The sequence below is a fragment of the Micromonospora sp. WMMA1998 genome (assembly GCF_027497375.1).
GTDB classification, from domain to species: Bacteria; Actinomycetota; Actinomycetes; order Mycobacteriales; family Micromonosporaceae; genus Micromonospora; species Micromonospora sediminicola.
The window spans coordinates 2,893,628-2,910,623 of sequence record NZ_CP114911.1 but is presented as its reverse complement, the minus strand read 5'-3'; the positions used below and the strand labels follow the sequence as shown (position 1 = coordinate 2,910,623).

The following is a 16,996-nucleotide window of genomic DNA, read 5'->3' as shown; positions in this document are numbered from 1 at the left end:
CGCAAGGAAGGGCCCCTTGTTAACAGACGTCTGTTAACAAGGGGCCCTTCCTTGCGTCTCAGGCGGGCTGGACCAGCTCGATCAGCACGCCGCCGGCGTCCTTCGGGTGCACGAAGTTGACCCGGGAGTTCGACGTGCCCCGCCGCGGGGCCTCGTAGAGCAGCCGGACGCCGCGCTCGCGCAGCGCCGCGCAGGCCGCGTCGATGTCCGCCACCGTGTACGCGACCTGCTGGATGCCCGGCCCGCGCTTGTCCAGGAACTTGCCGATCGTGGTGTCGGGCGAGAGCGGGGCGAGCAGTTGCACCATGCCGCCGGAGGCGTCCGGCCCGACCGCCAGCATCGCCTCGCGTACGCCCTGCTCGGTGTTCGTCTCGGTGTGCACGCAGCGCATCCCGAACGTGCGCTGGTAGAAGTCGATCGCGGCGTCCAGGTCGGCCACGGCGATCCCGACGTGGTCGATGCGGCGCAGGCCGATGTCTGTGACAAACTCGGCAGCGGGCTCGACGGGGGAGTTCTCAGCCATGGCGCTAGTCTGACCGAACAATCGTTAAGGCGTACAGGTCGGCACCCCCCCTCGGAGGCAGGCATGGCTTCGGTGATCGTCAGCGGCGCGCGAACCCCGATGGGGCGCCTGCTGGGCAACCTCAAGGACCTCCCCGCGACCAGACTCGGTGGCATCGCGATCAAGGCCGCGCTGGAGCGCGCCGGCGTGGCGCCCGAGCAGGTGCAATACGTGATCATGGGGCAGGTGCTCCAGGCCGGCGCCGGTCAGATCCCGGCCCGGCAGGCGGCCGTCGAGGCCGGCATCCCGATGTCCACCCCCGCGCTGACCATCAACAAGGTCTGCCTCTCCGGGCTGGACGCGATCGCGCTGGCCGACCAGCTCATCCGGGCCGGCGAGTTCGACGTCGTGGTGGCCGGCGGCATGGAGTCCATGACCAACGCCCCGCACCTGCTGCTCGGGCAGCGCTCCGGCTACAAGTACGGCGACGTGACGGTCAAGGACCACATGGCCCTGGACGGCCTCACCGACGCCTGGGACTGCTGCTCGATGGGTGAGTCCACCGAGCGGCACGGGGCGAAGCACGGCATCAGCCGGGAGGAGCAGGACGCCTTCTCGGCGGCCAGCCACCAGCGCGCCGCCGCCGCGCAGAAGAACGGCCACTTCGCCGACGAGATCACCCCCGTGATCATCCCGCAGCGCAAGGGCGACCCGCTGGTGATCAGCGAGGACGAGGGCATCCGGCCGGACACCACCGCCGAGTCGCTGGGCAAGCTGCGTCCCGCCTTCACCAAGGACGGGACCATCACCGCCGGCAGCTCCTCGCCGATCTCCGACGGCGCCGCCGCGGTGGTCGTGATGAGCAAGGCCAAGGCGAAGGAGCTGGGGCTCACCTGGCTGGCCGAGATCGGCGCGCACGGCAACGTGGCCGGGCCGGACAACTCCCTGCACTCGCAGCCGTCCAACGCCATCAACCACGCCCTGAAGAAGGGCGGCCTGAGCATCGACGACCTCGACCTGATCGAGATCAACGAGGCGTTCGCGGCGGTCGGCATCCAGTCCTCCCGGGACCTGGGGATCGACGCGGACAGGGTGAACGTCAACGGCGGCGCGATCGCGCTCGGCCACCCGATCGGCATGTCCGGCGCCCGCCTCGTCCTCACGCTCGCGATGGAGCTGAAGCGGCGCGGCGGCGGCACCGGCGCGGCCGCGCTCTGCGGCGGTGGTGGGCAGGGCGACGCGCTGATCATCCACGTGCCGACGGGTGGCGAGACCCAGGCGTGAGCGACGTGAACAGCCGGGCCACCGGTCCGGTGCGCCGCAGCCGGGACGTACCCCTGCTGGTGGAACGGGCCCGCGCGGGTGACCCCCGCGCGGTGGCCCGGCTGATCACCCTGGTCGAGTCCGGCGACGAGGTGCTGCCGCAGGTCGCGGCCGCGTTGGCGCCGTACGCCGGGCAGGCCCAGGTGGTCGGCCTCACCGGCTCGCCCGGGGTGGGCAAGTCGACCACCACCAACGAGCTGGTGCGGGCGCTGCGGGCGCGCGGTCACCGGGTCGGGGTGCTGGCCATCGACCCGTCCAGCCCGTTCACCGGCGGGGCGATCCTCGGCGACCGGGTGCGGATGCAGGACCACGCGACCGACCCCGGTGTCTACATCCGCTCGATGTCCAGCCGGGGCCACCTGGGCGGGCTCTCCGCGGCCACGCCCCAGGCGGTACGGGTGCTGGAGGGCGCCGGCTGCGACGTGGTGCTGGTCGAGACGGTCGGGGTCGGGCAGGCCGAGGTGGAGGTGGCCTCGCTGGCCGACACCACGCTGGTGCTGCTCGCCCCGGGCATGGGTGACGCGATCCAGGCGGTCAAGGCCGGCATCCTGGAGATCGCCGACGTCTTCGTGGTCAACAAGGCCGACCGGGACGGCGCCGACGCCACCGTCCGCGACATCCAGGGCATGATCGCGCTGGGTGAGCGCGGCCCGGGGGAGTGGCGCCCGCAGGTGGTACGCGCGATCGCCGCCCGGGCCGAGGGCATCGACGACATCGCCGCCGCGATCGACAAGCACCGCGACTGGCTGGAGCGGCACGGCGAGCTGCGCCGCCGGCGGGAGGCGCGGGCCGCCGCCGAGATCGAGGCGATCGCGCTGGGCGCGCTCCGCGCCCGGATCGGTTCGCTGCGCGACGGTACGCAACTGCCGACGCTCGCGGCGAAGGTGGCCGAGGGCGCGATCGACCCGTACGCCGCCGCCGACGACCTCCTGGCCCAGCTCGCCACCTGACGCCGCCGGTCCACCCTCGACGGTGGGTCGGGCGGGCGGTGGCGCGGCTTGTACGCTCCCGGGGTCGGTAGGAGCGAGGGTGTGGGGGAGAGCGTGGAGCACGAGGCGACGCAGGAGCTGTCCGTGACGCCGGCCGCCACCGCGGGCGGGACGACGCACGTCTCCGACGAGGTGGTGGAGAAGATCGCGGTGGCCGCCGCCAGGTCGGTGCCCGGCGTGGCCGAGCTGGGCGGCGACGTGGCCCGGTTCTTCAACTCCGTGCTCGACCGGATCGGGCTGGACCAGGTCGGCGACGCCCGGCGCGGCTGCTCGGCGCACGTGACGAACGGCGCGGCGGTGGTCAACCTGGTCATCGTGATCGACGGCGGCCGGCCGGTGCCCGAGGTGACCGAGGCGGTCCGCGCGGCCGTGACCTCGGCCGTCGAGGCGTACGGGCTGCGGGTCGACGAGATCAACATCAAGGTGGACGACGTGGCGCTGGGTGGCCCGGCGGCGCCCTCCGCCTGAGTGGGGTTACCGGCCGGTACGCCCGTCCTTAGCGATCGTTCAGGCCGGCGTTCTACACTCGGTCTTCGGCACGAGGACTCGAGGAGGAGCTCCGCGCATGGACGCTGACGAGATCGCCGCCGGCCGGGCCCGCTGGCAGGCCCGCTACGACGCCGCCCGCAAGCGCGACGCGGACTTCACCACGCTCTCCGGGCTGCCCGTGGAGCCGGTCTACGGCCCGCCCGAGGGCACCGCCTACCCGGGCTTCGAGCGGATCGGCTGGCCGGGCGAGTTCCCGTACACCCGGGGTCTGCACCCGACCGGTTACCGCGGGCGGACCTGGACCATCCGGCAGTTCGCCGGGTTCGGCAACGCCCGGCAGACCAACGAGCGCTACAAGATGATCCTCGGCGCCGGTGGCGGCGGGCTCTCCGTCGCCTTCGACATGCCGACGCTGATGGGCCGCGACTCGGACGACCCGCAGTCGCTCGGCGAGGTCGGCCACTGCGGCGTCGCGGTCGACACGGCCGCCGACATGGAGGTGCTCTTCGACGGCATCGACCTGGCCGCCGTGACCACCTCGATGACCATCTCCGGCCCGGCCGTGCCGGTCTTCTGCATGTATCTGGTCGCCGCCGAGCGGCAGGGCGCCGACCTGTCCACGCTGGACGGCACGCTCCAGACGGACATCTTCAAGGAGTACATCGCGCAGAAGGAGTGGCTGTTCGACCCCGAGCCGCACCTGCGCCTGATCGGCGACCTGATGGAGTACTGCGCCCGGGAGATCCCGCGCTACAAGCCGCTGTCGGTCTCCGGCTACCACATCCGCGAGGCCGGCTCGACCGCCGCGCAGGAGCTGGCGTACACGCTGGCCGACGGCTTCGGCTACGTCGAACTGGGCCTCTCCCGCGGGCTGGACGTCAACGTGTTCGCCCCCGGCCTGAGCTTCTTCTTCGACTCCCACGTGGACTTCTTCGAGGAGATCGCCAAGTTCCGCGCCGCCCGCCGGATCTGGGCCCGCTGGCTGCGCGACGTCTACGGCGCGACCAGCGAGAAGGCGCTCTGGCTGCGGTTCCACACGCAGACCGCCGGGGTGTCGCTGACCGCCCAGCAGCCGGTCAACAACGTGGTCCGGACCGCCGTGGAGGCGCTGGCCGCGGTGCTCGGCGGCACCAACTCGCTGCACACCAACGCGCTGGACGAGACGCTCGCCCTGCCCACCGACGAGTCGGCCGAGATCGCCCTGCGGACCCAGCAGGTGCTGATGGAGGAGACCGGGGTGGTCAACGTGGCCGACCCGCTCGGCGGCTCCTGGTACGTCGAGGCGCTCACCGACCGGATCGAGGCCGAGGCGGAGGAGATCTTCGCCCGGATCCGTCAGCTCGGCGGCGAGGGCCCGCACACCATCGGCCCGATGACCTCCGGCATCCTGCGGGGCATCGAGGACGGCTGGTTCACCGGGCACATCGCCGAGTCGGCGTTCGTCTACCAGCAGGCGCTGGAGAAGGGCGACAAGAAGATCGTCGGCGTCAACTGCCACACCGGCACCGTCGCCAAGGACCTGGAGATCCTGCGCATCTCGCACGAGGTGGAGCTGGAGCAGCGCCGGGTGCTCGCCGAGCGCAAGTCGGCCCGCGACGAGGCCGCGGTCACCGCCGCCGTCCGCCGGATGGTGGAGGTCAGCCGGACCGGGGAGAACATGATCCCGGCGATGCTGGACGCGGTCCGCGCCGAGGCCACCCTGGGCGAGATCTGCGACGCCCTGCGCGCCGAGTGGGGCGTCTACCGCGAGCCCGCCCGCTTCTAGTGCAAGGAAGGGCCCCTTCTTAACAGACGTCTGTTAAGAAGGGGCCCTTCCTTGCACCTCTGAGCAGGGGTGAGAGTCGCAACGTCGCCGTTGCGGGTGAGCGGCGTTCGGTGTGACACGTGCGAGACTAGACAACCATGAGCGACCCACGGATCACCTCGTCGATCTTCACCCGCGGCGCGGTCGACCTCAGCGCGCTGCGCACCCCCGCACCGGCCGACACCCCCTCCGCCACACCGTCACCGGGCGGTCCGCCCGCCGGGCTGCCGGGCAGCCCCGCCGGCTCCGCCGCCGTGATCGACGTGACCGAGGCGAACATCCAGTCCGAGGTGCTCGAACGCTCGCTCTCCACACCGGTAGTGGTCTTCTTCGGCGCCGCCGGCTACCCGGAGAGCGACCAGTTCGCCCCGGTGCTGGAGCGGCTGGCCGCCGAGGGCGCAGGAGCGTGGCTCCTGGCCCGGGTCGACGTGCAGCAGCAGCCGCGGCTCGCGCAGATGTTCCAGCTCCAGACGTTGCCGACCACGTACGCCATCGTCGGCGGTCGCCCGGTCGACGCCTTCCCCGGCGTGGTGCCCGAGTCCCAGCTGCGCCAGTGGCTCCAGGCCGTGCTCAAGGCCGCCGGGGTCACCATGGCCGAGCCCGAGGACCCGCGGCTCGACGCGGCCGACGACGCGCTGATGAGCGGTGACCTCGACGCCGCCGAGGCGGCGTACCGGAAGATCCTGGCCGAGTCCCCGGCGGACGCGGCGGCGGAGGCGGGCCTGGCGCAGGTCGGGCTGGCCCGCCGGGTGGCCGGCGCGGACCCGCAGGGCGCGCTCGACGCGGCCGCGGCCGCCCCCGACGACGTGGCGGCGCAGCTGCTGGCCGCGGACATCGAGGTGCTCAGCGGCCTGGCCGACCAGGCCTACCAGCGGCTGGTCGGCCTGGTCCGCCGGACCGCCGGGGACGAGCGGGACACGGTACGCCAGCACCTGCTCAGCCTGTTCACGATCGCCGGCCCGGACGATCCCGCCGTGGCCTCCGCCCGACGCGCACTGGCCAGCGCGCTGTTCTGAGTTCGTCGCACACCGTGCGGGCCGGCGCACCGCCGGCCCGCCCGACCACCGAGGACGGGAGCCCATGATGCGCCGGATCGCCGTCCTCGACGCGCCGACCAACCTCGGCCTGCGGCCGCCCACGCCCAGCTCCGTCCCGGGCTGCGGCAAGGCCCCCGGGGCGTTGCGCGACCACGGGCTGCTCGCCCGGCTGCGAGCCCGGGACGCCGGCTGTCTGACCCCGCCCCGCTACGACCCCGGTGACTGGCGACCCGGCGACGGCGTCTGCCACGCGCCGGAGATCTCCGGATACTCCGTGGCGCTGGCCGACCGGATCGGCGCGATCATCGACCGCGGCGAGTTCCCGCTGGTGCTCGGCGGGGACTGCTCGGTGCTGCTCGGCTCGGCGCTGGCCATGCACCGGCTCGGTGAGGCGGTCGGCGGACGGATCGGGCTGGTCTTCGTCGACGGCCACTCCGACTTCCGGCACCCCGGCAACGCCTCGTACGTGGGCGCCGCCGCCGGGGAGGACCTGGCGCTGGTCACCGGGCGGGGGCAGCCCGACCTGGCGGCCATCGAGGGGCGACGCCCCTACTTCCGCGACATCGACGTGGTGGTGCTCGGCATCCGCGCACAGGACGAGTACCGCCTCGACCTCCAGGCCGCCGGTATCACCACCCGTCCGGTGCCGGCGCTGCGCGCCGAGGGCGCGGCCCGCACCGCCCAGTGGGCGCACGAACAGCTCGTCGACTGCGCCGGCTACTGGGTGCACATCGACGTGGACGTGCTCGACCCGGCCGTGATGCCGGCCGTGGACGCGCCCGACCCCGGCGGCATCGCCTTCGCCGAGCTGGAGATCCTGCTCGCCGGGCTGGTCGACACCCCGCACTGCCTCGGCGTCGAGCTGACCGTCTTCGACCCCGACTACGACCAGGACGGCGCGTACGCGGCGGAGATCGTGAACACGGTGGTGGCCGGGCTCGCCCCGGTGGTGGCCCCGGGCGCGGTACCGCCCCGGCTGCTGCCGGCCACCCCGCCGGCGCCGGCGCCCCGGGCGGGCAACGGCCGGCCGGAGCGGGACCGGCTACCCGCCCCCGTTGCCGTACCGGCCCCCGCCGTGGCCGTGGAGCCGATCGGCCCGGTTCCCACCGCCGACGGCGACGGGCCGAACGCCGTCGACGACCGTGCGCCGAGCGAGCCCGTCGGTGATGACCCGTTGGGGCCGGGCCGCCTTCGGCGCCCGCCCGTCGAGGACGACGAACCGGCCGTGAACCGGCCGGGCATCGACGTCACCTGAGGACGCCGGCGCGCTGCTCAGCGGGCGAGGCCGCGCAGGAAGCGCTCGGCGATCGGCACCGCGCTCGTCGTGCTCGACCCGCCCTGCTCGACGAAGACGGCGAACGCCACGTCGCCCTGCCAGCCGACGAACCACGCGTGGGTGTGCGCCGGGTTGTTGTCGTACTCGGCGGTGCCGGTCTTGCCGTGCACCGGCTCACCGGGCACCTTCGCCAGCGCCGTGCCGGTGCCGGACGTGACCACGCCGCGCATCATCGTCTTCAGCGCCGCGACGGACTCCGGCTTGAGCGCCGGCCCGGCCGGTGCGGGCTTCGCCGGCGCCGGGTCCAGCAGCAGCTTCGGCTGCTCCCAACGCCCCCGCGCCACCGCGGCGGTGGCGCCGGCCATCGCCAGCGGACTCACCACGGTGGTGCCCTGGCCGATCGCGGCGGCGGCCTGCTCGGTGGGCCCACCGTTCGCGGAGACCTTGCCGGTGAACACGTCCGCGCCGAGGTCCCAGCCGGCCTCCAGGCCGAGCGTGCGGCCGGCCTGCGCGAGCCCGTCCGGGCCGAGCTTCGGCGCGAGCGCGGTGAAGGCGGTGTTGCAGGACTTGGCGAAGTCGGTGGCGAAGGGCACCGGGCCCAGCTCGAAGTTGTCGGAGTTCTTGAAGATCCGGCCGTCGACCTCGGAGGTCTTCGGGCAGTCCACGGTCGTCTGCGGGGTCACCGCGCCCCGGTCGAGCAGGCCGAGCGCGCTGACCATCTTGAACGTCGAGCCGGGCGGGACCTGGGCGGTGAAGGCGAGGTTCTCGCCGGCCGCGCCGGGCCCGTTCGCGGTGGCCAGCACGGCGCCGTCGCTGATCCGCACGGCGACCAGCGCCGAGCGCCGGGTCTGGCCGCGCAACGCGGCGTCGGCGGCGTTCTGGGTGGCCACGTCGAGCGTGGTCTTCACCGGCTGCCCGGCCTTCGGGTCGCTGCGGAACAGTTCGGCGCCGGTCGGTTCGGTGGCGCCCTCCGGGGTGAGCCGCTCGGTGATCACGGTGATCCCGGGGACGCCGCGCAGGCGCTCGTCGTACCGGCCCTGCAGGCCGCCGTGGCCGACCAGGTCGCCGCGGGCGTACCGGTCGGGGTGGGCCTGGAGGTCGTCGGCCTGGGCCGGGTCGACCGAGCCGAGCAGCGCCCGGGCGAACTCCCGGGTCGGGGCGAGCATCAGCTTGTCGGTGGGGAACCGGGTGCCGGGCAGCTCGTAGATCCGGGGCTTGATCTGCCGGTAGGCCTCGTCCCGCAGCGTCACCACCTCGACCACCGCGTCCCGGTCCGCCTCCTTGAGGCGTTTGGGCAGGTCGCTCAGGTCGACCGGCGGGGTGAGCGCGGGCCGCACCGCCTTGAACGCGGCGTCCAGCCGGCGCACCAGGCCCGGCACGTCGGTGACCTCGCCGGGGGCGATCTGCACCCGGACGACCGGGCGCGGCGTGACGATCGGCTGGCCGGCGGCGTCCAGCACGCCGGCCCGTTGTGCCGCCTCCCGGCGCAGGGCGAGGCGGTCGCCCTCCTCCAGCTTCTCGTGCACCACGGCCGGCTCCCAGATCACCTGCCACCGGTCGTCGCCGCCGCGCTTGAGGCGCAGCTTGTTGTCGTAGGACCAGCGGACGCCACCGGGCAGCGGCCAGGTCAGCCGGACCCGGGCGGTCGCGATGTCGCCCTTGGTGGTGATCTCGCCGGTGCGCTCCAGGGCCGGTGGGGCGGCGGCCAGCTCGCCGGAGAGCGCCTTGAGTCGCTTCGTCACCTCGGCGGCCGGCACCCGCGCGCCGGTCGGCTCGACGAAGCCGACCGGTTGCAGGTCACCGGAGCGCCAGCCGGTCAGGAACGCGTCGACGGCCTGCTCCGGCCCATCCTCGCCGGAGCAGGCGGTCACCGCCCCGGCCGCCATCAGGACGGCGGCCGCCGTCGCGGCCAGGCGGTGACGGGTGTGACGGCGGGGGCGGACGGGGTACGACACGGGCATGAAGCGGTCCCTCCGGTGCTCAACTGCCCTGCACGCTAGTACGACGCGCGGCTCTCCACCGTCCCGCCGCCTCGTCCGCCGGGGTGACACGCGGCGCGTGGCAGTGTGATGAACATCGCCAGTCGGGGTACTCCGCGACCGGCCGACCACGAACCCGCAACGGGTGAAAGGACAGAGTCCCGATCCGGACGTCCGGCCGGTGGTCCGCCGACGAAGGCACACAGCGGCAGGGCCTAGGCTGGGCGGCAGAGTGACCCACAACGCGGTGGGTCGAGGGGAGTGGCACCGATGGACCGGCGTCCGGCGATCAAACCGGGACCCGACCTCCGGCAGGCTGACACCAGCCGGGACGATGACAGCTTCGATTCGGCGACCGACGGGGACGGTTACGGCCGTCTCGACACAGGAGTGACCGGGATGACCGGTTCCAGCATCGACACCCTCTACGACCTGGGCCTGCCTGCGCAGGCGCTGGCCGACGAGTCCGAGGACGCCGAGCTGGACGAGCCCGTACCCAACGCGGAGCGCCTGGTCGCCCAGGCGGTGGCGCTGGCCGGCGACGACCACGACGCGGCCACCCTGGTGGACCGGTTCTGGCGGTTCGCGCCGGACGAGGAGTTGATCGGCTTCACCGCCGAGGAGATGCTGGAGGCGGCCCGGGCCCACCGGGACCTGGCCCAGCAGCGGGTGCCGGGCGAGCTGAAGCTGCGCATCCACGAGCCGGACGCCGAGCAGCACCACACGGTCGTCGAGATCGTCACCGACGACATGCCGTTCCTGGTCGACTCGGTCACCGCGCTGCTGAACTCCCGTCACCTCGACGTGCACCTGCTGGTGCACCCGCTGGTCGTGGTCCGGCGCGAGCCGTTGGGCCGGCTCACCGAGGTCTCCGCCGACGTGGAGCCGGACGACGCGATCGCCGGTGACCTGGTCGAGAGCTGGATGCGGATCGAGATCGACCCGGTCCGCGACCCGGCCGAGCGGGAGGCGCTGCGCCGCGAGTTGCAGCGGGTGCTGACCGACGTGCGGGAGGCCGTCGAGGACTGGCCCAAGATGCGGCAGCGGGCGCTGGCGCTCGCCGACGAGTTGGCCGCCGCCCGCACGTCGGACAACCGGCCGCCGGTGCCGGAGAAGGACATCACCGACTCGGTGGAGCTGCTGCGGTGGCTCGCCCACGACCACTTCACGTTCCTCGGCTACCGGGAATACCGGCTGGTCGACACCGACGGTACGGGCGGCGGCGGGCAGGCCCTCGAAGCCGTCCTCGGCACCGGGCTGGGCATCCTGCGCTCGGACTCGCCGGAGGCCCGGTCGCTCAACTCGATGACGCCCGAGGCGCACGAGAAGGTGCTGGAGAAGCGCCTGCTCATCATCACCAAGGCCAACTCGCGGGCCACCGTGCACCGGTCGGCCTACCTGGACTACATCGGCTTCAAGATCTTCAACGAGGCCGGCGAGGTGGTCGGGGAGCGCCGCTTCCTCGGCCTGTTCTCCACCGCCGCGTACCGGACCAGCGTGCAGGAACTGCCGGTGGTGCGCCGCAAGGTCGCCGAGGTGCTGGACCGCTCGGGCCTGAGCCTGCGCAGCCACTCCGGCAAGGACCTGCTGCAGATCCTGGAGACCTACCCGCGCGACGAGCTGTTCCAGATCAAGACCGACGACCTCTACCACGCGGTGATCGGCGTGCTGCGGATGGCCGGCCGCCGGCAGCTGCGGGTCTTCCTGCGCCGCGACGCGTACGGGCGGTTCATCTCCTGCCTGATCTACCTGCCGCGGGACCGGTTCACCACGCAGAACCGGTTGCGCATGCAGGACATCCTGCTGCGCGAGCTGAACGGCGTCGGCGTCGACTACACCACCCGAGTGACCGAGTCGATGCTGGCCCGGGTGCACTTCATCGTCCGCACCGACCCGAACAACCCGCCCGGCGAGATCGACGCCGACCTGCTCGCCGAGGAGCTGGCCGACGCGACCCGCCTCTGGGACGACGACTACCGGCTGGTGCTGGAACGCAAGCTCGGCGACGAGCAGGCCAAGCACCTGTTCGCCCGGTACGCCGACGCGTTCCCGGAGGGCTACAAGGACGGGCACACGCCGTACGAGGCGATGAAGGACCTGGCCAAGCTGGAGCTGCTGGAGGAGCCCGGCCAGCTGGAGATGCACCTGTTCCGCAAGCAGTTGGCGCCCCGCCCGTACGCCGCCGGCCGCGCCGCCGAGGCCGACGAGGCCCTGGACGTGCGGTTCAAGGTCTACCGGTACGGCGAGCCGATGATGCTCTCCGCCGTGCTGCCGGTGCTGCACTCGCTCGGCGTGAAGGTGGTCGACGAGCACCCGTACGAGGTGGAGCGCGTCGACGGCCGGATCTGGCTCTACGACTTCGGTCTGGAGCTGCCCGAGCGGCACCAGGACCTGGCCGAGGTGCGACCGCACGTGGAGAACGCGTTCGCCGCCGCGTGGCGGGGCGAGGCCGAGGTGGACGGCTTCAACGAGCTGGTGCTGCGGGCCGGGCTCACCTGGCGGCAGGTGGTCGTGCTGCGGGCGTACGCGAAGTACCTGCGGCAGGCCGGCACCGTGTTCTCCCAGGAGTACATGGAACAGACGTTCATCGCGTACCCGCGGATCGCCGGGCTGCTGGTGGAGCTGTTCGAGACCCGGTTCGCGCCGGGCGCGAACACGCTGGACGAGCGCCGGCAGCGCAGCGGCGAGCTGGTCGAGGCGATCGGCGAGGCGCTGGACGAGGTGGCCAGCCTGGACCAGGACCGGATCCTGCGCGCCTACCTGACGCTGATGCAGGCCACGCTGCGCACCAGCTTCTACCAGAAGCCGGTGGGCGGGCGGCCGAAGGCGTACGTGGCGTTCAAGCTGGACCCGCAGGCGATCCCGGACCTGCCGGCGCCCCGGCCCAAGTTCGAGATCTTCGTCTACTCGCCCCGTTTCGAGGGCGTGCACCTGCGGTTCGGGCCGGTGGCCCGGGGCGGCCTGCGCTGGTCCGACCGGCGCGAGGACTTCCGCACCGAGGTGCTCGGCCTGGTCAAGGCGCAGATGGTCAAGAACGCGGTGATCGTGCCGGTGGGCGCCAAGGGCGGCTTCGTGCTCAAGCAGAAGCCGGGCGACCGGGACGAGGCGGTGGTCTGCTACAAGGAGTTCATCTCCGCGCTGCTCGACGTCACGGACAACATCGTCAGCGGCGAGATCGTGCCGCCGGTCGACGTGGTCCGGCACGACGGCGACGACCCCTACCTCGTGGTGGCGGCGGACAAGGGCACGGCCACGTTCTCCGACATCGCCAACGAGATCTCCACCGCGCACAGCTTCTGGCTGGGCGACGCGTTCGCCTCCGGCGGCTCCGCCGGCTACGACCACAAGAAGATGGGCATCACCGCCCGGGGCGCCTGGGAGTCGGTGAAGCGGCACTTCCGCGAGCTGGGCCACGACACCCAGACCCAGGACTTCACCGTGGTCGGCGTCGGCGACATGTCCGGCGACGTGTTCGGCAACGGGATGCTGCTGTCGAAGCACATCCGGCTGCTCGCCGCCTTCGACCACCGGCACATCTTCCTGGACCCGGACCCGGACGCGGCCCGCTCCTGGGACGAGCGCAAGCGGTTGTTCGACCTGCCCCGGTCGTCGTGGGAGGACTACGACCCGCAGCTGATCTCGGCCGGCGGCGGCATCTACCCGCGTACCGCGAAGTCGGTGCCGATCACGCCGCAGGTGCGCGCGGTGCTCGGCCTCGACGACGACGTCACGCAGCTCAGCCCGCAGGAGCTGATGAAGGCGATCGTCACCGCGCCGGTGGACCTGTTCTGGAACGGCGGCATCGGCACCTACGTGAAGGCGTCGACGCAGACCAACGCCGAGGTCGGGGACAAGTCCAACGACGCCATCCGGGTGGACGGCAAGAGCCTGCGCTGCCGGGTGGTCGGCGAGGGCGGCAACCTGGGCTTCACCCAGCAGGGCCGGATCGAGTACGCCGCGGGCGGCGGCCGCATCTACACCGACTTCATCGACAACGCGGCCGGGGTCGACTGCTCCGACCACGAGGTGAACATCAAGATCCTGCTCAACACGGCGGTCGCCGACGGTGAGCTGGACCGGCCGGAGCGCGACGAGCTGCTGGCCCAGATGACCGACGAGGTCGCCGAGCTGGTGCTGCGGGACAACTACGACCAGGCCCGGGCCGTCAACAACGCCCAGGCGCAGGCCGCCTCGTTGCTCCCGGTGCACCGGCGCATGATCAACGAGCTGGAGCGCTCCGGTGCGCTGGACCGGGCGTTGGAGGCGCTGCCGCCGGACGAGGAACTGGCGGTCCGCGCCGAGAACGGGCTGACCGCGCCGGAGTTCGCGGTGCTGCTCGCGTACGTGAAGATCGTGCTGGAGCGCGAGATCGTCGGCGAGGGACTGGCGGACGAGGAGTGGACGACCGACGTCCTGGTCAACTACTTCCCGACCCCGCTGCGGCAGCGCTTCGCCGATCGGATGGGCCGGCACCGGCTGCGCCGGGACATCGTCACCACGGTCCTGGTCAACGAGGCGATCAACCGGGGCGGCATCTCGTTCGTCTTCCGGGTGGTCGAGGAGACGGCCGCCTCCGCGGCCGACGTGCTGCGGGCGTACGTGGTGGTCCGTGAGGTGTTCGGGCTGGGCGAGCTGTGGAACGCGGTCGAGGCGCTGGACAACAAGGTCTCGCCCGAGCTGCAGACCGCCGTCTACCTGGACACCCGGCGGCTGCTCGACCGCGCGGTGCGCTGGCTGGTGACCAACCGGCGCTCGCCGATCGACGTGCCGGCGGAGATCGCCCGGCTGCGCGACGGGGTGACCCGGCTCCTGCCCGACCTGGAGCACCTGTTCTGGGGCACCGAGCGGGAGGCGATCGCGGCGCACATCGAGTCGCTGGTCGGCAAGGGGCTGCCGCGTGACCTGGCCGAGCAGGCGACCCGCCTGATGTACAGCTTCGGCCTGCTCGACATCGTCGAGACCGCGCAGACGACCGGGCGGGACGTGAGCGAGGTGGCCTCGGTCTACTTCGTGCTCAGCGACCGGTTCCGGGTGGACGCCCTGCTGTCGAAGATCTCCCTGCTGCCCCGGGAGGACCGGTGGCAGACCCTGGCCCGGATGGCGCTGCGCTACGACCTGTACGCCGCGCTGGCCGCGCTCACCGCGGAGGTGCTCGGGTCCACCCCGGACAGCCTCCCGCCGGCGGAACGGGTGCAGGAGTGGGAGCAGGCGAACGCGACCTCGATCCACCGGGCCCACCGGGCGATGGGGGAGTTCGACGAGTCCCGCGCCGACCTGTCCGCGCTGTCCGTGCTGCTGCGTCAGATCCGTACCCTGGTCCGGACCTCGGCGGCGGCCTGACGGCTTCCGTCCGCGCGTGGCCCGGTGGTCGGGGAACCGACCGCCGGGCCACGGCCGTTCGCGGCTACGCGGTCATCCGGGCGTAGACGACGATGTTGTTCAGGTAGCTGCCGGCGGTCCGGTCGAACACCCCGCCGCAGGTGACCACCCGCAGGCCCGGCACGTCGGACGGGCCGTAGACCTGCTCCGCCGGGAACGCGGTCTTCGGGTACGACCGGACCTCGTCCACGGTGAACGTGGCGGTCGAGCCGTCCTGCCGGACGACGGCGATGGCGTCGCCCGGCACCAGCGCGCCCAGGTTGAAGAAGACCGCCGGGCCGAGCTGGGCGGAGTCGACGTGCCCGACGACGACGGCGTTGCCGACCTCGCCGGGACTGGCGCCGGGGGAGTACCAGCCGGCCTTCATCGCCTGGTCCAACGGGGGCACCTGGACCGTGCCGTCCGGGTTGGTGCCGAGCGTCATGATCTCGGCGGACACCCCGATCCGGGGGATCGAGATGGTGGTCGGCGCCGACCGGGGCAGCGCGACCGGCGCGGCCGGCGAACCCGGATCGGCCGGTGTGCCCGAGACGGCCGGCGCCGGCGGGGTGGCGGCCGCCGGGGTGGGGGAGCCGACGGCGGCGCCGGGCGGCGTGACCGGCGCGTCGGGGGAGGACGTCTCCTCCACTGTCGGGTCGAGGTCGACGTCGGGTGCCGGGTCGGTGGCGACCGGCCCGGCCTGCGCGATCGGCTGCGGCGGGGTGGGCGCTGGGACGGTCCGCACGGACGCGCCGATCAGCCCGGCGCCCACCATGGCGAGCAGGACGACGACGGCCGCGCCGGCGGCACGCCACGGTCTCCCGTGACGGCCGCCGGCCCGGGTCGTCGTCCGGTCAGACCAGGCCACCGGCCCGCCGCCGACGCAGCAGCACCAGGCCGCCCAGCGCCGCGGCGCCGATCATGCCCGCGCCACCGGTGGCGAGACCGCGGTCCACGCCGGTGGTGGCCATCCCGCCGTCACCGCCGTCGACGCCACCGCGGGGCAGGACCACCAGTTCGCCCTCGCCGCAGGAGCCCCTGAGCTCGTAGCGGCCGGGGCGGGCGTGCTCGGAGACGGTGGCCTCGCCGTAGTAGACGAAGTCCTTCCCGTGCTCCCAGCCGGCCTCGTCGCCGCCACGGTCGTACTCGTCGCCGCCGTGGCCGTACTCGCCGCCGGACTGCCAGTCCTTGCCGTGGTCGTCCTTGGCGTCCTTGCCGTAGTCGTCCTTGGCGTAGTCGTCCTTGCCGTAGTCGTCCTTGGCGTAGTCGTCCTTGCTGTAGTCGTCCTTGCTGTAGTCGTCCTTGCCGTCCTGCCAGGCGCCGTGCTCGTCCTTGGCGTCCCGGCCGTGGCCGTCCTTGCCGTCCTTGCCGTGCTCGTCCATCGCCCAGTCGGCGGCGTCCCGGCCCGGCTGCTCCTTCTCCCAGCCCGGTTCGGCGTCCTGGCCGTACTCCTCGTGGCCCTGCCAGTCGGCCTGGTCGCCGTGGTCGGCGGCCACCCCGCCGCCCATGCCGCCCGGCTGCTCGCCGCCCGGCTGCGGAACGTCGGCCGGCGGCTGCGGCATGCCGTTGCCACCCGGGCCGTGGTCGTCCTTGCCCTGCTCGTTCCGACCCTCCGGGGCCTTGCCGTGGTCGTCTTTGCCGTCGGGGCCCTTGCCGTGGTCGTCGCGACCGTGCTCGTCCTTGCCGTCGGGGCCCTGGTCGGCGTTCCAACCTCCGTCGGACCAGTCACCGCCCTTGTCGGACCAGTCGCCACCCTTGTCCGACCAGTCGCCGTGCTCGCCGTCACGGGCCGGGTGGAGGTCGACCTTGCCGGTCACCTTCGACCAGACGGTGGCGTGCTCCTGGGGCTCGGAGCAGATCTCGAGCAGTTCGACGGTGTCACCCGCCTTGACCACGTGCGGCTTGGCGATGACCTTCCCCTCGTCGTGTCCGCCCGCGTAGGCCATCCCGGGGGTGAACACGAGAAGGCCCGCGCCGCCCAGAGCGGCACCTGCGACGACCTTCCCGAGCATCTTCTTAGCCATGACCAGCGTCACTCCATCCCTGTTCGTCCTGAGCCCGACGTCAGTCGAGCTACCGCCGACGTTAGACCTTTTCGCGACTTATTCGGGGAAAGATTCGTTTTTAGGAGTTTGCCGATGATGTGCCCATGATGGTGTTAAGTCGGCCGGAGGTCCGGTGTGCGCCCCTCCGGGACCACGTCGCCCTGCTGCCCCGTTCGCTCCGCTTCTCCGGCCAC

The 16,996-nt window shown here is 72.7% G+C and carries 11 protein-coding genes; 7 read left to right on the top strand and 4 right to left on the bottom strand.

The genetic code is table 11. The features are described 5' to 3' along the window. Positions 1-58: 58 nt before the first annotated feature. Positions 59-523, bottom strand: coding sequence for a methylmalonyl-CoA epimerase (mce, locus tag O7600_RS12945; protein WP_091571352.1), 465 nt, complete (start codon positions 521-523; stop codon positions 59-61). A gap of 63 nt (positions 524-586) precedes the next feature. Between mce and O7600_RS12940 the strand changes: the two genes are divergently transcribed. The 6 genes from O7600_RS12940 to O7600_RS12915 all read left to right on the top strand — a co-directional run bounded on the left by O7600_RS12940 (position 587) and on the right by O7600_RS12915 (position 7,399). Beyond that, positions 587-1,786: an acetyl-CoA C-acetyltransferase gene (locus O7600_RS12940; RefSeq protein ID WP_281593814.1), complete on the top strand. Its 1,200-nt coding sequence runs from the start codon at positions 587-589 to the stop codon at positions 1,784-1,786. Then, positions 1,783-2,775 carry a methylmalonyl Co-A mutase-associated GTPase MeaB gene (meaB, locus tag O7600_RS12935; protein ID WP_281593813.1) on the top strand — a complete coding sequence of 331 codons (993 nt, stop codon included), beginning with the start codon at positions 1,783-1,785 and terminating at the stop codon, positions 2,773-2,775. The genes O7600_RS12940 and meaB overlap by 4 nt, the downstream gene beginning before the upstream one ends. A gap of 93 nt (positions 2,776-2,868) precedes the next feature. Continuing rightward, positions 2,869-3,282, top strand: a complete 414-nt coding sequence (locus O7600_RS12930) for an Asp23/Gls24 family envelope stress response protein (RefSeq protein ID WP_281594142.1) — start codon at positions 2,869-2,871, stop codon at positions 3,280-3,282. Positions 3,283-3,379: 97 nt separating this feature from the next. Next, a complete protein-coding gene (locus O7600_RS12925) occupies positions 3,380-5,068 on the top strand; it encodes a methylmalonyl-CoA mutase family protein (protein WP_091571372.1) in 1,689 nt (562 codons plus the stop codon). Positions 5,069-5,205: 137 nt separating this feature from the next. Then, positions 5,206-6,123 (top strand): tetratricopeptide repeat protein, encoded by a 918-nt coding sequence (locus O7600_RS12920; RefSeq protein WP_281593812.1) that lies wholly within the window; start codon positions 5,206-5,208, stop codon positions 6,121-6,123. Positions 6,124-6,187: 64 nt separating this feature from the next. After that, on the top strand, positions 6,188-7,399 hold the full coding sequence (locus O7600_RS12915) for an arginase family protein (RefSeq protein ID WP_281593811.1): 1,212 nt from the start codon (positions 6,188-6,190) through the stop codon (positions 7,397-7,399). A gap of 17 nt (positions 7,400-7,416) precedes the next feature. Here O7600_RS12915 and O7600_RS12910 read toward each other — a convergent pair whose 3' ends face one another. Then, on the bottom strand, positions 7,417-9,381 hold the full coding sequence (locus O7600_RS12910) for a penicillin-binding transpeptidase domain-containing protein (RefSeq protein WP_281593810.1): 1,965 nt from the start codon (positions 9,379-9,381) through the stop codon (positions 7,417-7,419). A gap of 288 nt (positions 9,382-9,669) precedes the next feature. On the opposite strand from O7600_RS12910, the gene O7600_RS12905 reads away from it, so the two are divergent. Continuing rightward, positions 9,670-14,739, top strand: a complete 5,070-nt coding sequence (locus O7600_RS12905) for an NAD-glutamate dehydrogenase (RefSeq protein ID WP_281593809.1) — start codon at positions 9,670-9,672, stop codon at positions 14,737-14,739. A gap of 64 nt (positions 14,740-14,803) precedes the next feature. Here the strand turns inward: O7600_RS12905 and O7600_RS12900 are convergent, their stop codons facing one another. Together O7600_RS12900 and O7600_RS12895 are read right to left on the bottom strand one after the other, a co-directional pair. After that, positions 14,804-15,625: a class F sortase gene (locus tag O7600_RS12900; protein WP_281593808.1), complete on the bottom strand. Its 822-nt coding sequence runs from the start codon at positions 15,623-15,625 to the stop codon at positions 14,804-14,806. Next, positions 15,612-16,781 (bottom strand): hypothetical protein, encoded by a 1,170-nt coding sequence (locus O7600_RS12895; RefSeq protein WP_281593807.1) that lies wholly within the window; start codon positions 16,779-16,781, stop codon positions 15,612-15,614. The genes O7600_RS12900 and O7600_RS12895 overlap by 14 nt, the downstream gene beginning before the upstream one ends. Positions 16,782-16,996 lie beyond the last annotated feature (215 nt).